Genomic DNA, 16,655 nt, shown 5'->3' with positions numbered 1-16,655 from the left:
GAGGTCATATCTCATGTCAGACACCAACATCACCGCGTTGGATCGCCGCCGCGAACTGCTGCGCCGACGGATGCAGGAGTCCGGTCTGGCCGCTGCTCCGGCCCCGCAGGCGCGCCGCACCACGGCCGGGGAGCGGCGTCCGCTCTCGCCCGGTCAGCGACGCATGTGGTTCCTGCAAACCCGCGATCCCGAGGACACGACGCTCAATGTCTGTGTCGCCTACCGGTTGTCGGGCGACCTACAGGAGCAGCGACTACGCGACGCGGCCGCCGCCGTCATCGCGCGGCACGACGTGCTGCGCACCACCTACGGCGTGGATGCGGAGGGTGAGCCGTATCAGGTTTTCGCCGACGAGGTTTCGCTGCCGTGGCAGTCGCACGATGTGTCCGATCTGCCGGAGCAGGGCCGGGCCCGGCGCGTGGAGGTCCTGGCGCGCCGTGAGTTCGGCCGCTCCTTCGATCTGGCGGCCGAGCTGCCGCTGCGTTTCGTCCTGGTGCGTACCGGCGCGCAGGAGCACATCCTGTTGCTGGCGGTACACCACATCGGCTGGGACGACGACTCGTGGGCGGTGTTCTTCGGTGAGCTCGGCGCGGCCTACAACGGCCGGGAAAATGCCCCGCTGCCTGCGCAATTCGTGGATGTCGAGGTGCTGGACGCGCCCGCCGCGGCGGACGAGGCCGACCTCGAGTACTGGCGCACCGCGCTGCGCCCGCTGCCCGAACCGCTGGATCTGCCCGGTTCGCCGGTGAGCGCGCCGTCCAAGCAGGCGGACCGCTGCGTCGTCCCGTTGCCCGCCGAGGTACTCGAGCAGGTCTCGAGCTTCGTGCGCGAGCAGGCCGCCAGCCCCTTCATGGTGCTGCTGGCCGGATACGCCGCCTTGATCGAACGCTACACCGCCGCCAGCGATTTCCTGGTCGCCATTCCGGTGGTGAACCGGCGTTCCGCCGCCGCCGAACAGCTCATCGGCTACTTCGGCAACACCTTGCTGCTCCGCGAAACCCTGCGCGCCGGTGAGACTTTCACCGGTCTGCTGGAGTCGACCAAGCGGACGTGCCTGGATGCCTTCACACACCAGACACTCGGCATCGACCAGGTAGTGCGCGAGGTCAACCCGGAACGGGTCAGCGGGCGTGACGGTATGGATCAGCTGGTGCGCCTGGGCTTCAGCGTGCGCAAGAGCGCCGACGGATTCGCGCTCGACGGCGTGACGTCCACCCAGCTGGACGAGCTCGGCGCGCCGACCGCGCAGGTGCCGCTGGCCTTCGCAGTGGTCACCGACGGCGCGGGCGGCGCGCTGGTGGAGGCCGAATATCAAGTGGACGTGCTTACCCGGCCGCTGGTCGAGAGCATGCTCACGCACTACGTGCAGCTGCTCGGCAGCGCACTGGCCGCACCGGACCGCCGGCTGAGCGATCTGGACATGCTCGGCGCGCAGGACCAGGCCGCCGTGCTCGCGGCGTCCCGGGGCGCGGTCGCCGAGGTCGCGCCCACCACCATGGTCGAAGTGCTCGAGCGCAGCGTCGCCGCCGCCCCGGACGCACTCGCCTTGGTCTCCGACGAGACCCGCCTGACCTACGCCGAACTCGACTGCCGCGTGAATCGGTTGGCGCACTGGCTGATTCGCGAAGGCGTCGGCCCCGAGGACATCGTCGGCCTGCGGATGACGACGTCGATCGAATTCATCGTGGCGCTCTACGCGGTGCTCAAGGCCGGTGCGGCATATCTGCCCATCGACCCGGCCTACCCCGACGATCGCATCGACTACCTGATCGCCGATGCCGCCCCGTGCCTGGTGCTCGGCCGGGTGGAACTGGACCTGGCGGAACAGGAAGCGGCCGACCTGGCCGGCACCGCGCCTGCCGACGCGGACCGGGTACGCCCGCTGCACCCGTCGAACCTGGCCTACGTCATCTACACCTCGGGCTCGACTGGCAAGCCCAAGGGTGTTCCGGTGCCGCACAACGCGATTGCCGAGCACGTCATCGGTTTCGCCGACGAGTGGGGGATGACGGCGGAAGACCGTCTGCTGCAATCGTCCTCGGTCAGCTTCGACGCCTCACTGCTCGACATCTTCGTGACGCACGCGCTGCAAGCGCGGCTCGTGGTGCCGAAACCCAACGCCTTCTCCGACATTCGCTATGTCGCGGACCTGATCACCCGCCAGGGCGTCACCGTCCTGCACATGGTGCCCTCGATGCTGAGCACCTTCCTGCTGCTGCCCGAGGTCAGTGAGTGGCGCGCGCTGCGGCACGTGCCGGTCGGCGGTGAGGCGCTGGCCGGTGAGGTGGCGGACAAGTTCGCGGGCGTCTTCGACGCCGAGCTGCGCAACCACTACGGCCCCACCGAGGCCGTGGTCTGCTCGACCCATATGACGGTCGACGGTCCGCAGGGCACCGGCATCGTGCCGATCGGCATCCCCAACCAGAACGTGCACGCCTACGTGCTCGACGCGGCACTGCAATTGGTGCCCGCCGGTGTGGCCGGTGAGCTCTACCTGGGCGGCGAGCAGCTGGCTCGCGGCTACCTCGGCCGTCCCGCGCTGACCGCCGCCCGTTTCGTCGCCGACCCCTTCACCCCGGGCGCTCGCCTGTACCGCAGCGGGGACCTGGTGCGCCGCAACGAGTTCGGCGAGCTGGACTTCATCGGCCGGGCCGACGAGCAGGTGAAGGTGCGCGGCTTCCGGATCGAGCTGGGTGAGGTGGAGGCCGCGCTCGCCGGGCACGAGAGCGTCGGCCACAGCGTGGTCGTCGTCGCCGAGGACCCCGCCCTCGGCCCGATCCTCGCCGCTTACCTGGTGCCGGCGAACGGTCGCGAGGTGGAGCTCGAGCAGGTCCGGGTGCATGCCGCCGCGGTCCTGCCGGATTACATGGTGCCGCGGGCGTTCGCGGTGATCGATGAGATCCCGCTGACCGTCAACGGCAAGCTGGACAAGCGGGCGCTGCCCGCACCGACGGCCGCCGTACAGCGGCGGCACCGCGCACCCGCGACCGCCACCGAGCGCCGCATGTGCGCGATCTTCGCGCAGCTGTTCTCGCTGCCGCAGGTCAGCGCGGACGATTCGTTCTTCGAACTGGGCGGCCACTCGCTGCTCGCCGCGCGGCTGGTGGCGCAGATCCGCGCCGAGTTCGGTCTCGAACTCGACGTGCGGGTCATCTTCGACACTCCGACCGCCGCGGGACTGGCCGCTGTCCTGGTCGCGAAGTTCCGCGACGAATTCGAGATCGATCTCGACGCCATGGACGACGACGCCGAGGAGACCACGGATTTCGGCGCCGACCCGGCCGCGCTGGGCGCCGCGGTGCGGCCGCCGCTCGGTGCGATGTCGCGCCCGCGCGAGATCCCGTTGTCTTACTCGCAGCTGGCCATGTGGTTCCAGTACCGGATGGAGGGCGCCAGCGCGGTCGGCAATCTGCCCTTCGCGGTGCGCGTCGACGGCGCGCTGGACGTCGATGCGCTGCGCGCCGCGCTCGGCGATGTCGTGGCGCGGCACGAGTCGTTGCGGACCTCGTTCCCGGAGCGGGCGGGCGTGCCGTATCAGCTGGTGCACCCGTCGGTCGAAGTCCCGCTCGACATCCGCCCGATCGCCGCGGCAGCGCTGGATGCCGAACTCGCCGAGATCGCCCGGCAGTTGTTCCGCATCGAGTCCGATCCGCTGCTGCGGACCACGCTGCTGGTCCTGGACGAACAGACGCATGTGCTGTCGCTGCTGGTGCATCACATCGTCGCCGATCACGCCTCGCTGAGCGTCCTGCTGGACAACCTGTTCGCGGCATACCGGGCGCGGATCGAGACCGGCGCGGCGCCGCAGTGGTCGCCGCTGCCGATCCAGTACCCGGATTACGCACTGTGGCAACGGCAGATCTTCGACCACGCGGGTAACCCGTTCGGCCAGGCCCAGATCGAGCACTGGCGGCAGGCACTGGCCGGTCTGCCCGACGAGATCACCGTGGCCCATGACCGCCCGCGCCCGCCGGTCCTCGGCAAGCGCGGCGAGGTCGTGACGTTCACGATGTCCCCGGCCCGCCGGGACGGTTTGGTCGCGCTCGCACAGCAATGCGGCGCAACGGAATTCATGGTCTGCCAGGCAGCCGTGGCCACGGTGCTGCACAAGCTCGGCGGCGGCGCCGACATCGCGCTCGGCACGCCGGTCGCCAGCCGGGTGGACACCGCCGCCACCGAGCTCATCGGTTTGTTCGCCAATATGGCGGTGCTGCGCAACGACCTTTCCGGCACGCCGACTCTGCGCGACACCGTGCTGCGCGGCCGCGATGTCGTCCTCGACGCGCACGCGCACCAGGAACTGCCCATCGAGCGTCTGGTGGAAGCCCTCAATCCGGCGCGCTCGCGCGCCCGGAACCCGTTGTTCCAGAGCATGTTGCACTTCCGCGGCGCGGACTGGGCCCCGGCTCCCAAAGCCCTGGCCGGTTCGACCACGGCGACCGTGCTGCCGGTGGACTTCGACATCTCGTTCCTGGACTTGAATCTGAGCCTCAATGTCACCGCGGACGGCGGCATGGACGTGCGGGTGGTCGCCAATGCCGACCTGTACGAACCGGAGACGGTGCGGCTCATCGCCGATGCCGTGTCCGCGACGCTGGACGGCTACGCCACCGCGCCCGATCAGGCCGTCGCGGACCTCGAGGTGCTGCCTCGGGCCGAGCTGGAACGGCTACTCGCGGCACCGATTCCGGTCGCCGTGGCCGCCGGTCCCGCGGTCGCCGGAGAGCGGGCGGCGACCAGCACCGAGCGGACGCTGATCACGCTGCTCGAGGAGCTGCTCGAGATCGAGGACGTCGAAGCCGAGGACAACTTCTTCGCCCTGGGCGGCGACAGCGTGATCTCCATCCAGTGGTCGGCCCGCGCCACGGCGCTCGGCCTGCCGCTGACACCGCAAATGGTGTTCGAATGCAGGACTGTCGCCGAGCTGGCGGTGGCGGTGGACACGGCCGCGGAAAACCCGGAGCCGCAGCCGGATTCGCAGCCCGCGGCGCCGGTGGAATCCGCACCCATGAGCGCTTCCGGGCTCGACGCCGACGCCCTGGCCGCCCTGACGAACTCCTGGGGCCGGCAGTGACCGCGACCGCACCGCCGCAGATCGAGGACGTACTCGCGCTCAGTCCGCTACAGGAGGGCCTGTTCTCGCTGTCGAAGCTCACCGGCGACGGCATCGACCTGTACACCATGCAGTTCGTCGTCGATATCGACGGACCGCTGGACACCGAACTGCTGCGTCGCAGCGGCCAGGTCATGCTGGACCGGCATCCGAATCTGCGAGCCGCCTTCTGGGATCGCGATGTGCCGCGACCGGTGCAGATCGTGCCCGCCCACGCGGAACTGCCGTGGACCGAACGCGACGCGCTCCCAGCGGAATTCGACGCTCTCGCCGAATCGGAGCGCCGCCGGCCCTTCGAGCTCGGACGCGGGCCCGCGCTGCGCATCCTGCTGCTCACCGTGCCGGGCGCCAGCACGCGGCGGATGATCCTCACCGCCCATCACATCCTGATGGACGGCTGGGCGGTGGCGGTGTTCAGCACCGAACTGCTCGCCGTGTACCGCGCGGGCGGCAGCGCCGCCGGACTACCGGCGCCGCGACCGTATCGCGATTACATCGCCTGGCTGACCGCCCAGGACACGGCCGCGACGACGGCGAAGTGGGTCGAATACCTCAGCGGCGTCAGCGGCCCGCTGATGCTCGCCGACGGCGTCGCCGGTCGCGGCGGCAGCGTGCCCGCGACGACCCGGCTGCTGCTGCCCGCCGACGAGACCGCCCGGCTACAGCATTGGGCCCGGGTCAACGGGCTCACCCTCAATACCGTCGTGCAGTTCGCCTGGACCGTGGTGCTCGGGCGGCTCACCGACCGGCGGGACGTGGTGTACGGCACCACCATTTCCGGTCGGCCCGAACATCTTTCCGGCGTGGAACAGATGATCGGCCTGTTCATCAACACGGTGCCCGTCGCGCACCACCTCGATCGCGCGGTGAGCGTGCTCGACCAATGCCGGCGACTCCAGCGCGAGAGCGCGACCATGCGCGATATCGGCTACCTCAGCCTGTCCGCCGTGCAGCGCGCCACCGGGCACGGAGCGCTGTTCGACACCCTGTTCGTCTTCGAGAACGCGCCCATCGACGCCGCCATCCAGACCGTGCGCATGCCGGACGGCGCCACCTTCCGGCCCATCGAGATGGAAAGCCTCGCGCACTACCCGCTGACCGTGGTGTCGCACCTGTCCGAGGGTGCGCTCGTCGTCCTGGTCGAGGCCATTTCCGAAGCGCTGCCGCACTTTCCGGCCGCCGACATCGGCGAACGGCTGCTCGCGGTGCTCCGGCAGCTGCCCCGGATCGGGTCGGCCACCCCGGACGCGCTGGATGTGCTGACCGAGGCGGAGCGATTCGAACTCGCCGCCGCGGCAACCACCTCCGGCGATCCCGTCGCCGCGATCGCCGAGCGGGCCGAGGCCCGGCACGGCGCGGATTCGGTCGTCGAGGCCACCGCGGCGGCGGCCGCGCATGCCGGGTCCGAATCGGTGTGGGAGTCGTTCGCGCGGCAGGCCGCGGCGCGGCCGGACGATGTCGCCTTGCAGAACAGCTCCGGCGAGCGCTACACCTATCGCGAGTTGCGCGATGCCGCCGCGCGCCTGGCGGGGGAGCTCGCCGCGGCCGGCGCCGGTCCGGAAACTGTTGTCGCGCTGGCGATGCCGCGTTCGAATGCCTCGATCATCGCCGTGCTCGCGGCCTTCGCCGCCGGTGCCGCCTACGTGCCGGTGGACATCACGCTGCCCGCCGCGCGCATCGAATCCATTCTGCGGCAGGCGCGGCCGACGCTGGTGCTGACCGTCCGGGAAAGCCGGGAACTGGTGCCGGGGCCGAGTCTGGTGCTCGACGATCCCGCTGTCGCCGAGCGGATCTCGCGCCGCGCCGCCGCGGCGCCGGAGGTGCTGCGCGCGGGCGACCAGTGCGCGTACTTGATCTTCACCTCCGGGTCGACCGGCGAGCCCAAGGGCGTGGTGGGCACCCACGCCGCGCTCATCGCCTACTTCACCGACCACTACGACCGGGTCTACCGTCCCGCCATGGCGCGCCTGGGCCGCCCGCTGCGGATCGCGCACGCCTGGTCGCTCAGCTTCGACGCCTCCTGGCAGCCGATGGTGGGATTGCTTGCGGGACAGACCATTCACCTGTTCGACGGCGAGGAAATGCGGGACGCGCACCGGCTGGTCGAGGGCATGCGAGTGCACGCCATCGACATGATCGACACCACCCCGTCGATGTTCGCGCAGCTGAACACCGCGGGCCTGGTCGAGGGTGATCTGCCGGTACTCGCCCTCGGCGGCGAAGCCATCGACGCGGCGCTGTGGGCGCGGTTGCGTTCTTTGCCGAAGACGGCGGTCTACAACTGCTACGGCCCGACCGAGACCACCGTGGAAGCGGTGGTCGCTCCGGTGGCGGCCTTCGACAGCCCCACCATCGGCGCCCCGAACGCCGGAATGTCGGGCTATGTCCTGGATTCCACGCTGCGGCCGGTGCCGCACGGCGTGCTCGGCGAGCTGTACCTGTCCGGCCGCCAGCTGGCGCGGGGGTACATCGGCAAGCCGGGCGTCACCGCCGATCGCTTTGTGGCGGACCCGTTCCGGCCCGGTAGCCGGATGTATCGCACCGGTGACCTGGTGCGACGCCTGCCGCACGGCGGATTCGGCTATCTGGGCCGGGCCGATGATCAGGTCAAGGTGCGTGGCTATCGCATCGAGATCGGCGAGATCGATACGGCGCTACGGCGCTTGCCCGGCGTCGACACCGCGGCCGTGCACGTGGTGCGCAGGGCCGGCGGGGCGAGCCTGGTCGGATTCGTGGTGGGCGAACCGGATCGCGCCTTGGACCCCTCGCAGTTGCGTCTGGCGCTCGCGGAACGCCTGCCCGCGTACATGATTCCGGCGCGGGTCCTGGTGCTCGACCGGATTCCGGTGAACGCGAACGGCAAACTCGACGGTCCCGCGTTGGCTCTGCTGGCGGAGCAGACGCTGACCGCGAATTCCGGCGACGGACAACCGGATACGCCTACCGAGAAAGCGCTCGGCGAGGTATTCGCCGAGCTCTTCGACGGCCGCGTCCCCGGGATCGATGCCGACTTCTTCGCGCTCGGGGTGGACAGCATCGTCGCCATCTCGCTGGTCAACAAGGCCCGCCGCCGCGGCCTGGCGCTGACGCCGCGCATGGTGCTCGCCACGCCGACCATTCGCGAGCTGGCCGCCGTCATCGACAGCGCCGAAACGAGCGGCGTGACCACCGAGGCCGCCGATTTCGGTGAGCTGCCGCCGCTGCCGGTGGTCTCCTGGATGTACGAGTACGGCGGCTACCGGCGCTTCACTCAGACGGCGCTGCTCCGCATGCCCGCGAACATTCGCCGCGCCGACCTGGAATCGGCGCTCCAAGCGGTGATCGACGGCTACGACACCCTGCGCGCCCGCCTGACCGATACGCCCGACGGCCCGCGTCTGGTCACGCGCGCCCCCGGCGGTGTCCGCGCCGCCGACCTCCTCACTCGCATCGACCTGGGATCCGGTGCGATCCGGGTCGAATCCGCGCACGGACCTGACGCCGAACGCGCCGCCGCCATCGAAGCGCGACTGCCCGCGCAGCCGCACACTCCCGTTGCGGTCGTGCACGCGGCCGCCCGGCACGTAATGGACGAAATCGACCCGCGCACCGGTGATTTGGTGCGCGCGGTGTGGTTCACCGGCACCGGCGAGGGCGACGTGCTGCTGCTCGCCGTGCATCACCTCGCGGTGGACGTCGTCTCCTGGCATCTGCTGCTGGCGGCGCTGGGCGAGGCCTGGACCCAGGCGGTTTCCGGCGCGGAGCCGACGGTCCTGCCGGAGGTGACCTCCTATCGCGAGTTCTCCCGCCGCATGCTCGACCGGGCCGCTGAATCCGAGGTACTGGCCCAGCGCGACTACTGGGCCGGACAGCTCGCCGACCCCGATCCGGCTGTCGGACGGCGAGATCCGGACCCGCGCACCGATACCTGGGCATCCCTGCAAGTCACCTCCGCGGAAACCCCGGTCGAGGTCACCGAACGCGTCCTGCGCGGCCTGACCCGCGCCGAGGGCGTGCGCGAATTCCTGCTCACCGCCCTCACCATGACCCTGGCCAGCTGGCGTCGGGAACGCGGCCAAGACCCCAGCGCCGGCGCGCTCATCGCGCTCGAGGGCCACGGCCGTGCCGACGCCGAGTTCGGCACCGACACCTCCAACACCCTCGGCTGGTTCACCAGCGTCTTCCCGGTCCGCCTCGGCGCGAACGCGGCGGCGGTGGATGTGGCAGCGGCAGAACAGGATCCGGCCGCCGGCCGCGCTCTGCTCGATTCGGTGACCGCACACTTGGCCGCGATCCCGCACCAGGGCCTCGACTACGGCCTGCTCCGCTACACCACGCGCACACCGGAACTTGCCGCCGCCCGCCACCCCCACATCGAATTCAACTACCTGGGCCGCGTCGACCTCAGCGGCCACGCCCCCGACTCCTGGTCCCTGCTCACCGGCCCCCTCAACGAAGCCCTACCCCTGGACCCGGAACCGGACCTCCCCCTGCGCTACGCCCTCGACGTCATCGCCGCCATCGGCGCCACCCCCGACGGCCCCCAGCTCACCACCAACTGGCGGTGGAGCACCGCCCTGTTCACAGCTGCCGAGGCCGACCGCCTGACCAGCCTGTGGCAGCGCGCCGTCGCCGCCCTCGCCGCCGCACTCGAAGCGTGATCGGAGCGGCGTACTTCTAGGATCGGGAACGCACCAGTCGGATTTCGAGTCGCAGGAGGGCGTCGATGAACTCGCCTGCGCCGCTGTGGCTGGCAATGGCGTCGCTCGGTTTCGCGAGCGTGGTCACGGTGGCTCGATGGCTGCTCGTTGATGTCACGATCACCGACCGGCTCGTCAATCGTGTTCTGAGCTGGCAGGTCACCGCGACACTCGTGGTGGTTTGCGGGGCCGGCACCGCGCTGGCCGAACTGTCGTTCCGAGTGTTTCTCGCGCTCGGGATCGTGACCCTCGCCAATCTGTACGGGTTGGCCGTGCTGTTCAACGGCGCGGATCCCTATACCGTCTGGCAACGTCAGCGTATCTACGATTGCGTGGGGGCCTTGGCCGCGATCACGGTGCTCCTGGTCGGCAGACCGGACGATGTGGCGGCGCCGGGGTTCGGCTGGAAATCTCCGCTGGTCTGGATTTTGTTCAACGTCCCCATGGCGGCGGCCGCGTTCCATGTGGGCTGGGCGAGCATTCGAGAGCTGCGAATTCCGAATGCGTCTGTCCGCGAGCGAATCCTGTATTCGGTGCTGTCGATCGCGGTCTCGTATTGGATGTTCGCTGTGCTCGTCTCGGGGGTTTCGGTGTTCCAGGGGGAGCCGTCGAACAACCCAGCGCGTGAGTGGACAACGCTGACCTGCTCGGCCTTTGTCGTCATCACCATGCTGCTGGCTCTGCCCCTGTGGGATGTGCTGCTCGGTCGCATCGGATTGGATCGCCCCGGACGCCATTACCGCAAGCTGCATCCGTTGTGGCGCGATCTCGCCACGGCGGTACCGGAGGTTGTCCTCGTGGACGTCGCGGCCGGGGACCGCGGTGCACAGGTGCGGTTGTACCGGATGATGGTGGAAATCCGGGACGCACTCCGGCATCTGCACAGCTACATTCCCGCGGACCAGCCGATCGAGAATTCCGTTCGCGGCTATGCCCGCCAGATGTCGCATGCCGCCCGAGCCAAGGCACAGGGGTCGCTGCCGGCCACCTCGTCCGGGGCGGTCGAACGCGATCTTTCCGCGGCTCACGATCTGGCCGCGGAGCTGGACTACCTGATCGCGCTGGCACGAGCCTGGCCCAGGAGCCAGGCGTGAACTCGCCCGCGCCGCTGTGGTTGACGGTGCCGATTCTGGTGTTCGTCGGCCTCGTCACCGTCGCCCGCTGGCGGCTGGTCGACGACACCCACCCGGACCGGCTCGTCAACTGGGCGCTGACCTGGGCCCTGATCGGAGTTGCCTGCGAGGAGGCGGGGAAGGGAACGGAGTACGCGGAAGTCACCTATCGGGTGTTTCTCGCCTGCGGGATGGTGAGTCTGGTCAAGGTTTACGGTCTGGCAGCGCTGTTCGACGGGGGAGACGCGCGGGTGGCGGCCCAGCGGCAGCGGACCTATGACGTGTTCGCCGCCATCGGAGCGGTGATCGTCATGGTCACCGGTCGTCCGGCCGACCCCGCGGAAGCGGGGTTCGCGGTCCGAACGATCGTGTTGTCACTGGTTTTCTCGGCTCCGCTGGTGGCGTCTTCGATTCACGTCGCGCGGGCCTGCGTGCGCGAGGTCCGGGTTGCCGGGGCTGCGCCGCGCGAGCGCCTGACCTATGGGGCGCTGCTCGTCGCCGCGGTGTTCTGGATCTATACGGCGATCGTCTCGGCGGTCAAGGTATTCGGCGGTGGTGCGTCGGAGACGCCGGGCGCGTACTGGTCCGTGTCGTCGTGTCTGATCTTCCTGCTGGTGACCTCCATGCCGCTGATCGCGCTGATCAAAGTCCTGTTCGCGCGCGGCGGCTGGGACCGGGTCAGCCGGGTCGACCGCCGGCTGCGGCCGCTCTGGCAGGAGCTCACCGCGGTCGTACCCGAGGTCGTGCTCATCGAGCGGCAAGGGACCGACCCGGAGTCGCGGCTGTACCGCATGATGGTCGAAATCCACGACGCCCTACAGCATTTGCGCCAATACATTCCCGAAGACGAGCCTCTGGAAGGTCACGCCGGCGGGTTCGCGGATCAGATAGCGCGCGCGGCGCGCGTGAAGGCCTCCGGTGGCCTGGCTCGGCCGGCCGCGGTGACCAGCGATGCGCCGCACACCCGTGACCGCGACATGGCCGCCGAGTTCGAGCACCTGCTCGCTCTGGCCCGGGCCTGGCCCCGAGCCCAGGCCCGTGCGCTCAGCGCGGCGCCGGCGACCCGATGATCATGCTGCCGACACTGCATTCCTCGAGCTCATCCACACCCGCGGCGGCATTGAAAGCCGCGGTGTCGCCGAAACCTTGGGCGCAGGCGCCCAGGTTCATGGCGGTGGCCGCGAGGTAGAGGGTCTGCATGAGGACGCCGACGTGCTTGAGGATGCTGGCGTAGGCGACCTGTTCGTAGGTCCACATGACGCGGCCGGAGCGGGCGGCCATGATGAGCAGGACCTGCGGTTCGGCACCCTGGGACAGGGTCGCCGAGGTGGATTTCAGCAGACGGGTCACGGCGGGGGAGTCCGTGGCGGCGACGGGGCGCAGCACGTGGTCGAACGAATCGTAGTGGTACATGCCGGGTTCCAGGCCCGCCACGTTGCGCACCACGGGGTACAGCTCGAGCTCGTAGACGCCGCCGCCGGAAGGATAGGGACGGGAGAGGAGTTCTTCGCCCTCGCTGGGCACGGTGGAGCCCTTGGTGCGCGCGGTGCGGTACAGCAATTCCGACAGCTGGTCTGCGGTGATCGGGTTCGCGTCGTCGAATGCCCTGGTGGAGACCCGGTCTTCGAGGACGGCCGTGAAGCTGGGGTCGCCGGAGCGGATCGCCGCCAGGTCCGGCACGGGCAGCGCGACCGGTTCGCCGGGGTAGCTCACCTTGCGCGCGACCGGCTGCGGGAACTGGCCTTTCGCCCACTTGGTCGGGCCGAAATGCTCCCAGGTGACGGTGCGCTCACCGAGCGTGCTGCGGCGGTGGAACCACAGATCGGGCGCGCTCCAGCTGCGGGTGCGGAACTCCCGCTCCTCGGCGGAGGGGTCGGCGACGAAGAAGCCACCCCACAGCAGATCCTCGGCGAACTGGGTTTTCACAGCGATCGGCAGGGTCGAGTCGGCCGCGCCCAGGCCGTCCAGGATGGCGAGCAGCCGCGGATCGTGGATCCGCAGATCGCACCACGCCTTGGGATGCTCGAGCACGAAGCCTTCCGAATCCCGATGCAGCACCGCGAACTTCGACATGCCCGCGGCCCACGGCACGGCGGTCGGGCGCGCCGAAGGCTGCCCGAACGGTCGCAGCGTGTACAGATCGCGACCGCCGTCGCGCACCGTGACCGCGAGCCAGCCGCCGTCGGTGAGCCGATCCATCAGCCCGTTGACCTCGGCATCGCTTGCCCCGGAAGCCATTTCCGCCACCGTCGACGGACCCTGGTTCAGCGTCTTCAAGGCCTGTAGCTGGCCGGCGGCCAAGCCGGTGAGCTTGACGTTGCGCGGCGGGTTCAGCAGCACCGCGCCCGCGGGCGTGGTCAGGCAGGTGACGCCTTCGCGCAACGCGAACCGGGTCTGTTCGGGATAGGTGGCGGCGGACATGTCGAGCCTTTCGAACTACTTGGCGGCGGCGGCGAACGCGGGCGCCAGCTTGTCCAGGACGTAGGGCACCGACAGCGCGGTCGGCTGGTTCACGGCGCTGATCTCCTGCGTCGTCAGGAAGACCACCGAGCCCTTCTTCACGGCAGGCAGCTCGGCGTAACCGGGCAGCTGCCGGTACCGCTCGTCCTGGCCGGGGGCGTAGCCGGCCAGCAGCAGATCGGCGGTGACCTCGTCGACCCGCTCCGGGGACAGCGCCAGCCGGCCCTGGTTCGAGGGCAAGTCCATGAGGTTCTTCGGGATGCTCATACCCAGCTGGGTGAACACCTTGGCCGAGCCGTCATTCGGGTCGGTCAGGATCATCATCTGGGTGGCGCCGGCCAACCAGGTGCTGGCGAACGTCTTGCCCTTCAGACCGGGATTGGCCGTCGCGATCGCGGCGATCTTCGCGTCGACCCCGGCGATCACCTTGGTCGCTTCGTCCTGTTTCCGCAGCGCCTTGCCGAGAGCGGTGACCTGGTCCTGCCACGCTGTCACCGCCGCCGAGGTCAGGCCGGGCAGCGTCGGCGCGATCCGGGACAGCTCGTCGTAGGTCTTCTGATCGGCGATGAACGGGTCGGCCAGAATGAGGTCCGGCTCCAGAGCCGCCACCTGCTCGGTGATATTGCCGGTGGTGTTCAGGGCCTTGCCCGAGGCCAGCAGCTGCTGCGGCACCCACGGCGGGGTGGTCTTGGACATGACCGCCACGTTGTCGATGTAGCCGACCGGCGCGATGCCCAGCGCCAGCGTGGAATCCAGCCACTGATTGCCGAGGGCGACGATCTTCTTCGGCGTCCCTTCGACTTTGGTCTCGCCGCGGGCGTGCGTGATGGTGACCGCTTCGCCACCGGACCCGGCCTCGTCGCCCGAACCACCGCACGCGGTGATACCGAATGCGAGAGCACAGGCGACCGCTGCCACCGCCGCGCGCGCCCAGCCGTGAGACGCTCGAACAGACCTCATCCCCATACCCTTCTATAAAACTAAGTCAGCCAAGGCTAACCTATTTTGCGAGGAGGCCCTATGCCCACCCCGATCACCGTGGCGATCGCCGCCTTCTTGGCGCTCGTTCTGGTGGGGCGCTGGTGGCTGGTCAACGATCTGAACACCGATCGCCTGCTCAACCGGGCCTTCAGCTGGAACCTCGGCGGAATGCTGGTGTGGGGCATCGTGGCTCGGGCCGGGTCGGTCGGGTTGGGCGAAAAGCTGTACCTGGCGATCGCGGTACTGGGCGTAGTCAACATCTATGGACTGGGCCGGCTGCTCGACGGCGCGGACCCCGCGGGGACCTGGACGCGGCAGCGCCGCTACGACATGGTCGCGGCGGTGGCCTCCGGCCTCACGGTGTGCAGCGTGCTCGGCCTGGCCGGGGACTGGGGCAACGCGGTGTGCGGAATGCTCTGGGCCGCAAGCAATGTGGTGCTCGCGGTAGCGGCTGCCCTGATCGCGCGGGCCTCGTTGCGGGAAGTGCGCGCGCCGTCCCGGTCGCTGCGGCAGCGGCTGGCCTACGCGCTGCTGTTCACGGTCTGCCTGTACAGCGCGCTGGCCGCGCCGGTCGGCGCCGTCTGGGCCGCCCGCGGCCGGGGCGCCGGCGAACTGTCCGCCACCTGGGTCGGCGGGTCCTTTCTCTCCCTGGCCGTCCTCGTCGTCGTGCTCGCGATCCCGCTGGTGCGCGCGCTGCTGACCCGGACCGGCTGGGATTCCGCCGGACGCGGCTGCCGCCGCTTGCACCCACTGTGGTCCGACCTCACCACCGCCTTCCCGGAAGTGGTGCTCACCCCGGACAGCACCCGGCACCCCGATTCCGAACAGCGGCTCTACCGCATGACCGTCGAAATCCGCGACGCGCTACTGCAATTGAAGCCGTTCCTGCCTACTGATGACCAGCAAGCCGCTGGCGACGCCTGGCGGGTGGCGCACGCGCTGCGGGCGAAGACCAGCGGCGCGGCGCCGGTCAGCGCCACCGCCACCGCCGCCGACCCGCCCGCCGACCGCGCCGCCGAACTGGGCCGTCTCTTCGATCTGGCCCGTGACTGGCCCCAGGCCCGCACCGCCCTCAGCGTCGCCGCGGTTCGCGGGTAGCGGCGATCGTGGCTCGGGCGTGTGTCAGCAACGTTGCGGTTCGCGGGTAGCGGCGATCGTGGCTCGGGCGTGTGTCAGCGTCGCTGTGGTTCGCGGGTAGCGGCGATCGTGACCCGCGTGTGCATCAGCATCGCTGCGGTTGGCCGGTAGCGATGACCGCGGCTTGGGCGGCCGGCCACGCCGCGGTGAGTGCGAATAGGGTGCGCAATTCCGCGGTCCGGTCGGCGGGGGCCGCGATCGGACCGGACTCCGCGCTCTCGTGCGCGGGCTGACCCTGGGCCTTCGCTCGCGCCGCCGCCGCGATCCGCCGGGCGTAACCCTTGATGTCGGACCCGGGATCCGGGAGTTCCGCGGCGGCGTAGAGCCTCAGCTGGAGCAGCGCGTCGCGGATCTCGACCGTGGTGCGGTACAGCCGCAACGCCGGAGTGTCGCTGTAGGTAGCGTCCCGGGCCAGGACGACTTCCGGGACCGCGGCGGTGAGGTCCTGCCACAACGGCAGCAACCGGCGCCAGCGGCGCGAGTCCCGGTCCAGGCCCAGACGGCGCAGCAGCGCCCGCACCATCGGAATCGCGATCAGCAGGCACAGCAGGATCAGGACCAGGTACGAGATGAGCACGGAGACCGGCCCTTTGGTCGCGGTCGGCAGGCCCTGCGCGACCCGCACCACCACCGTCGCCGAGCCCACCGCGAGATACAGGCTCACCACCAGTAACGCCGCATACGCCGCGCGCTCCCGCCACGTCCCATCGGCCCGCAACTCCCGCACACAGGCGCGAACCACCACCGGACCCGCCGCGATCGTCACCAAATTACAAGCCGCCCAAGCCCATTCGGCCAGCTCGTGCAGGCCGGTCACCGCACCGAACAGAATGAGCAGCGCCGCGCCCATCGCGAACCGATCGAAGTACCGCTGCCGCCGCGCCACCAGGTCCTGATCAGCGCCGTCGAGCAACCTGGCGATTCCGTACATATTGACGATCGACAACGGGCCGAACGCCAGAAACAGATACGTCGCCCGCACCTGGCCGCAAACCCCCGCCAGGCACACAAAACACGTCATCCCCAACGCCACCCAGCACAGCGCCCGATTGAGCAGCCGATCGATGAGCTGATCGTTCACCAACCACAGTCGCCCGAGGATGATGACGGCAGTCAGCACCACCAGAAGGACAGAGATCGGGGCGGGCATGGCGGTCATCGCCGTAGACAGTA

General features: G+C 69.7%; 8 protein-coding genes. 5 read left to right on the top strand and 3 right to left on the bottom strand.

Features of this window, described 5'->3' with window-relative positions:
- Positions 1-13 precede the first annotated feature (13 nt).
- The 4 genes from AB0M14_RS01925 (at position 14) to AB0M14_RS01910 (ending at position 11,974) form a co-directional block, all read left to right on the top strand.
- Positions 14-5,074 (top strand): amino acid adenylation domain-containing protein, encoded by a 5,061-nt coding sequence (locus tag AB0M14_RS01925; RefSeq protein WP_364987368.1) that lies wholly within the window; start codon positions 14-16, stop codon positions 5,072-5,074.
- Complete coding sequence (locus AB0M14_RS01920) at positions 5,071-9,753, top strand: amino acid adenylation domain-containing protein (protein WP_364987364.1); 4,683 nt, start codon at positions 5,071-5,073, stop codon at positions 9,751-9,753. Before AB0M14_RS01925 ends, AB0M14_RS01920 begins: the two co-directional genes overlap by 4 nt.
- A 65-nt stretch (positions 9,754-9,818) precedes the next feature.
- Positions 9,819-10,886, top strand: a complete 1,068-nt coding sequence (locus AB0M14_RS01915; protein ID WP_364987361.1) for an MAB_1171c family putative transporter — start codon at positions 9,819-9,821, stop codon at positions 10,884-10,886.
- Complete coding sequence (locus AB0M14_RS01910) at positions 10,883-11,974, top strand: MAB_1171c family putative transporter (RefSeq protein ID WP_364987358.1); 1,092 nt, start codon at positions 10,883-10,885, stop codon at positions 11,972-11,974. The genes AB0M14_RS01915 and AB0M14_RS01910 overlap by 4 nt, the downstream gene beginning before the upstream one ends.
- On the opposite strand, the gene AB0M14_RS01905 is transcribed toward AB0M14_RS01910, so the two are convergent.
- Both AB0M14_RS01905 and AB0M14_RS01900 read right to left on the bottom strand, forming a co-directional pair.
- A complete protein-coding gene (locus AB0M14_RS01905; RefSeq protein WP_364987354.1) occupies positions 11,949-13,325 on the bottom strand; it encodes a SagB family peptide dehydrogenase in 1,377 nt (458 codons plus the stop codon). The genes AB0M14_RS01910 and AB0M14_RS01905 overlap by 26 nt on opposite strands.
- 15 nt (positions 13,326-13,340) lie before the next feature.
- On the bottom strand, positions 13,341-14,324 hold the full coding sequence (locus tag AB0M14_RS01900; RefSeq protein WP_364987347.1) for an ABC transporter substrate-binding protein: 984 nt from the start codon (positions 14,322-14,324) through the stop codon (positions 13,341-13,343).
- Between the two features lie 60 nt (positions 14,325-14,384).
- Here AB0M14_RS01900 and AB0M14_RS01895 point away from each other — a divergent pair, with 60 nt between their 5' ends.
- Positions 14,385-15,443 carry an MAB_1171c family putative transporter gene (locus AB0M14_RS01895; RefSeq protein ID WP_364987342.1) on the top strand — a complete coding sequence of 353 codons (1,059 nt, stop codon included), beginning with the start codon at positions 14,385-14,387 and terminating at the stop codon, positions 15,441-15,443.
- Positions 15,444-15,567: 124 nt separating this feature from the next.
- Here the strand turns inward: AB0M14_RS01895 and AB0M14_RS01890 are convergent, their stop codons facing one another.
- Positions 15,568-16,641, bottom strand: a complete 1,074-nt coding sequence (locus AB0M14_RS01890) for an MAB_1171c family putative transporter (RefSeq protein WP_364987339.1) — start codon at positions 16,639-16,641, stop codon at positions 15,568-15,570.
- Positions 16,642-16,655 lie beyond the last annotated feature (14 nt).

It is taken from the genome of Nocardia sp. NPDC051832, from assembly GCF_040681285.1.
In the GTDB taxonomy this organism is placed as follows: domain Bacteria; phylum Actinomycetota; class Actinomycetes; order Mycobacteriales; family Mycobacteriaceae; genus Nocardia.
This window is presented reverse-complemented; position numbering and strand designations above follow the sequence as displayed.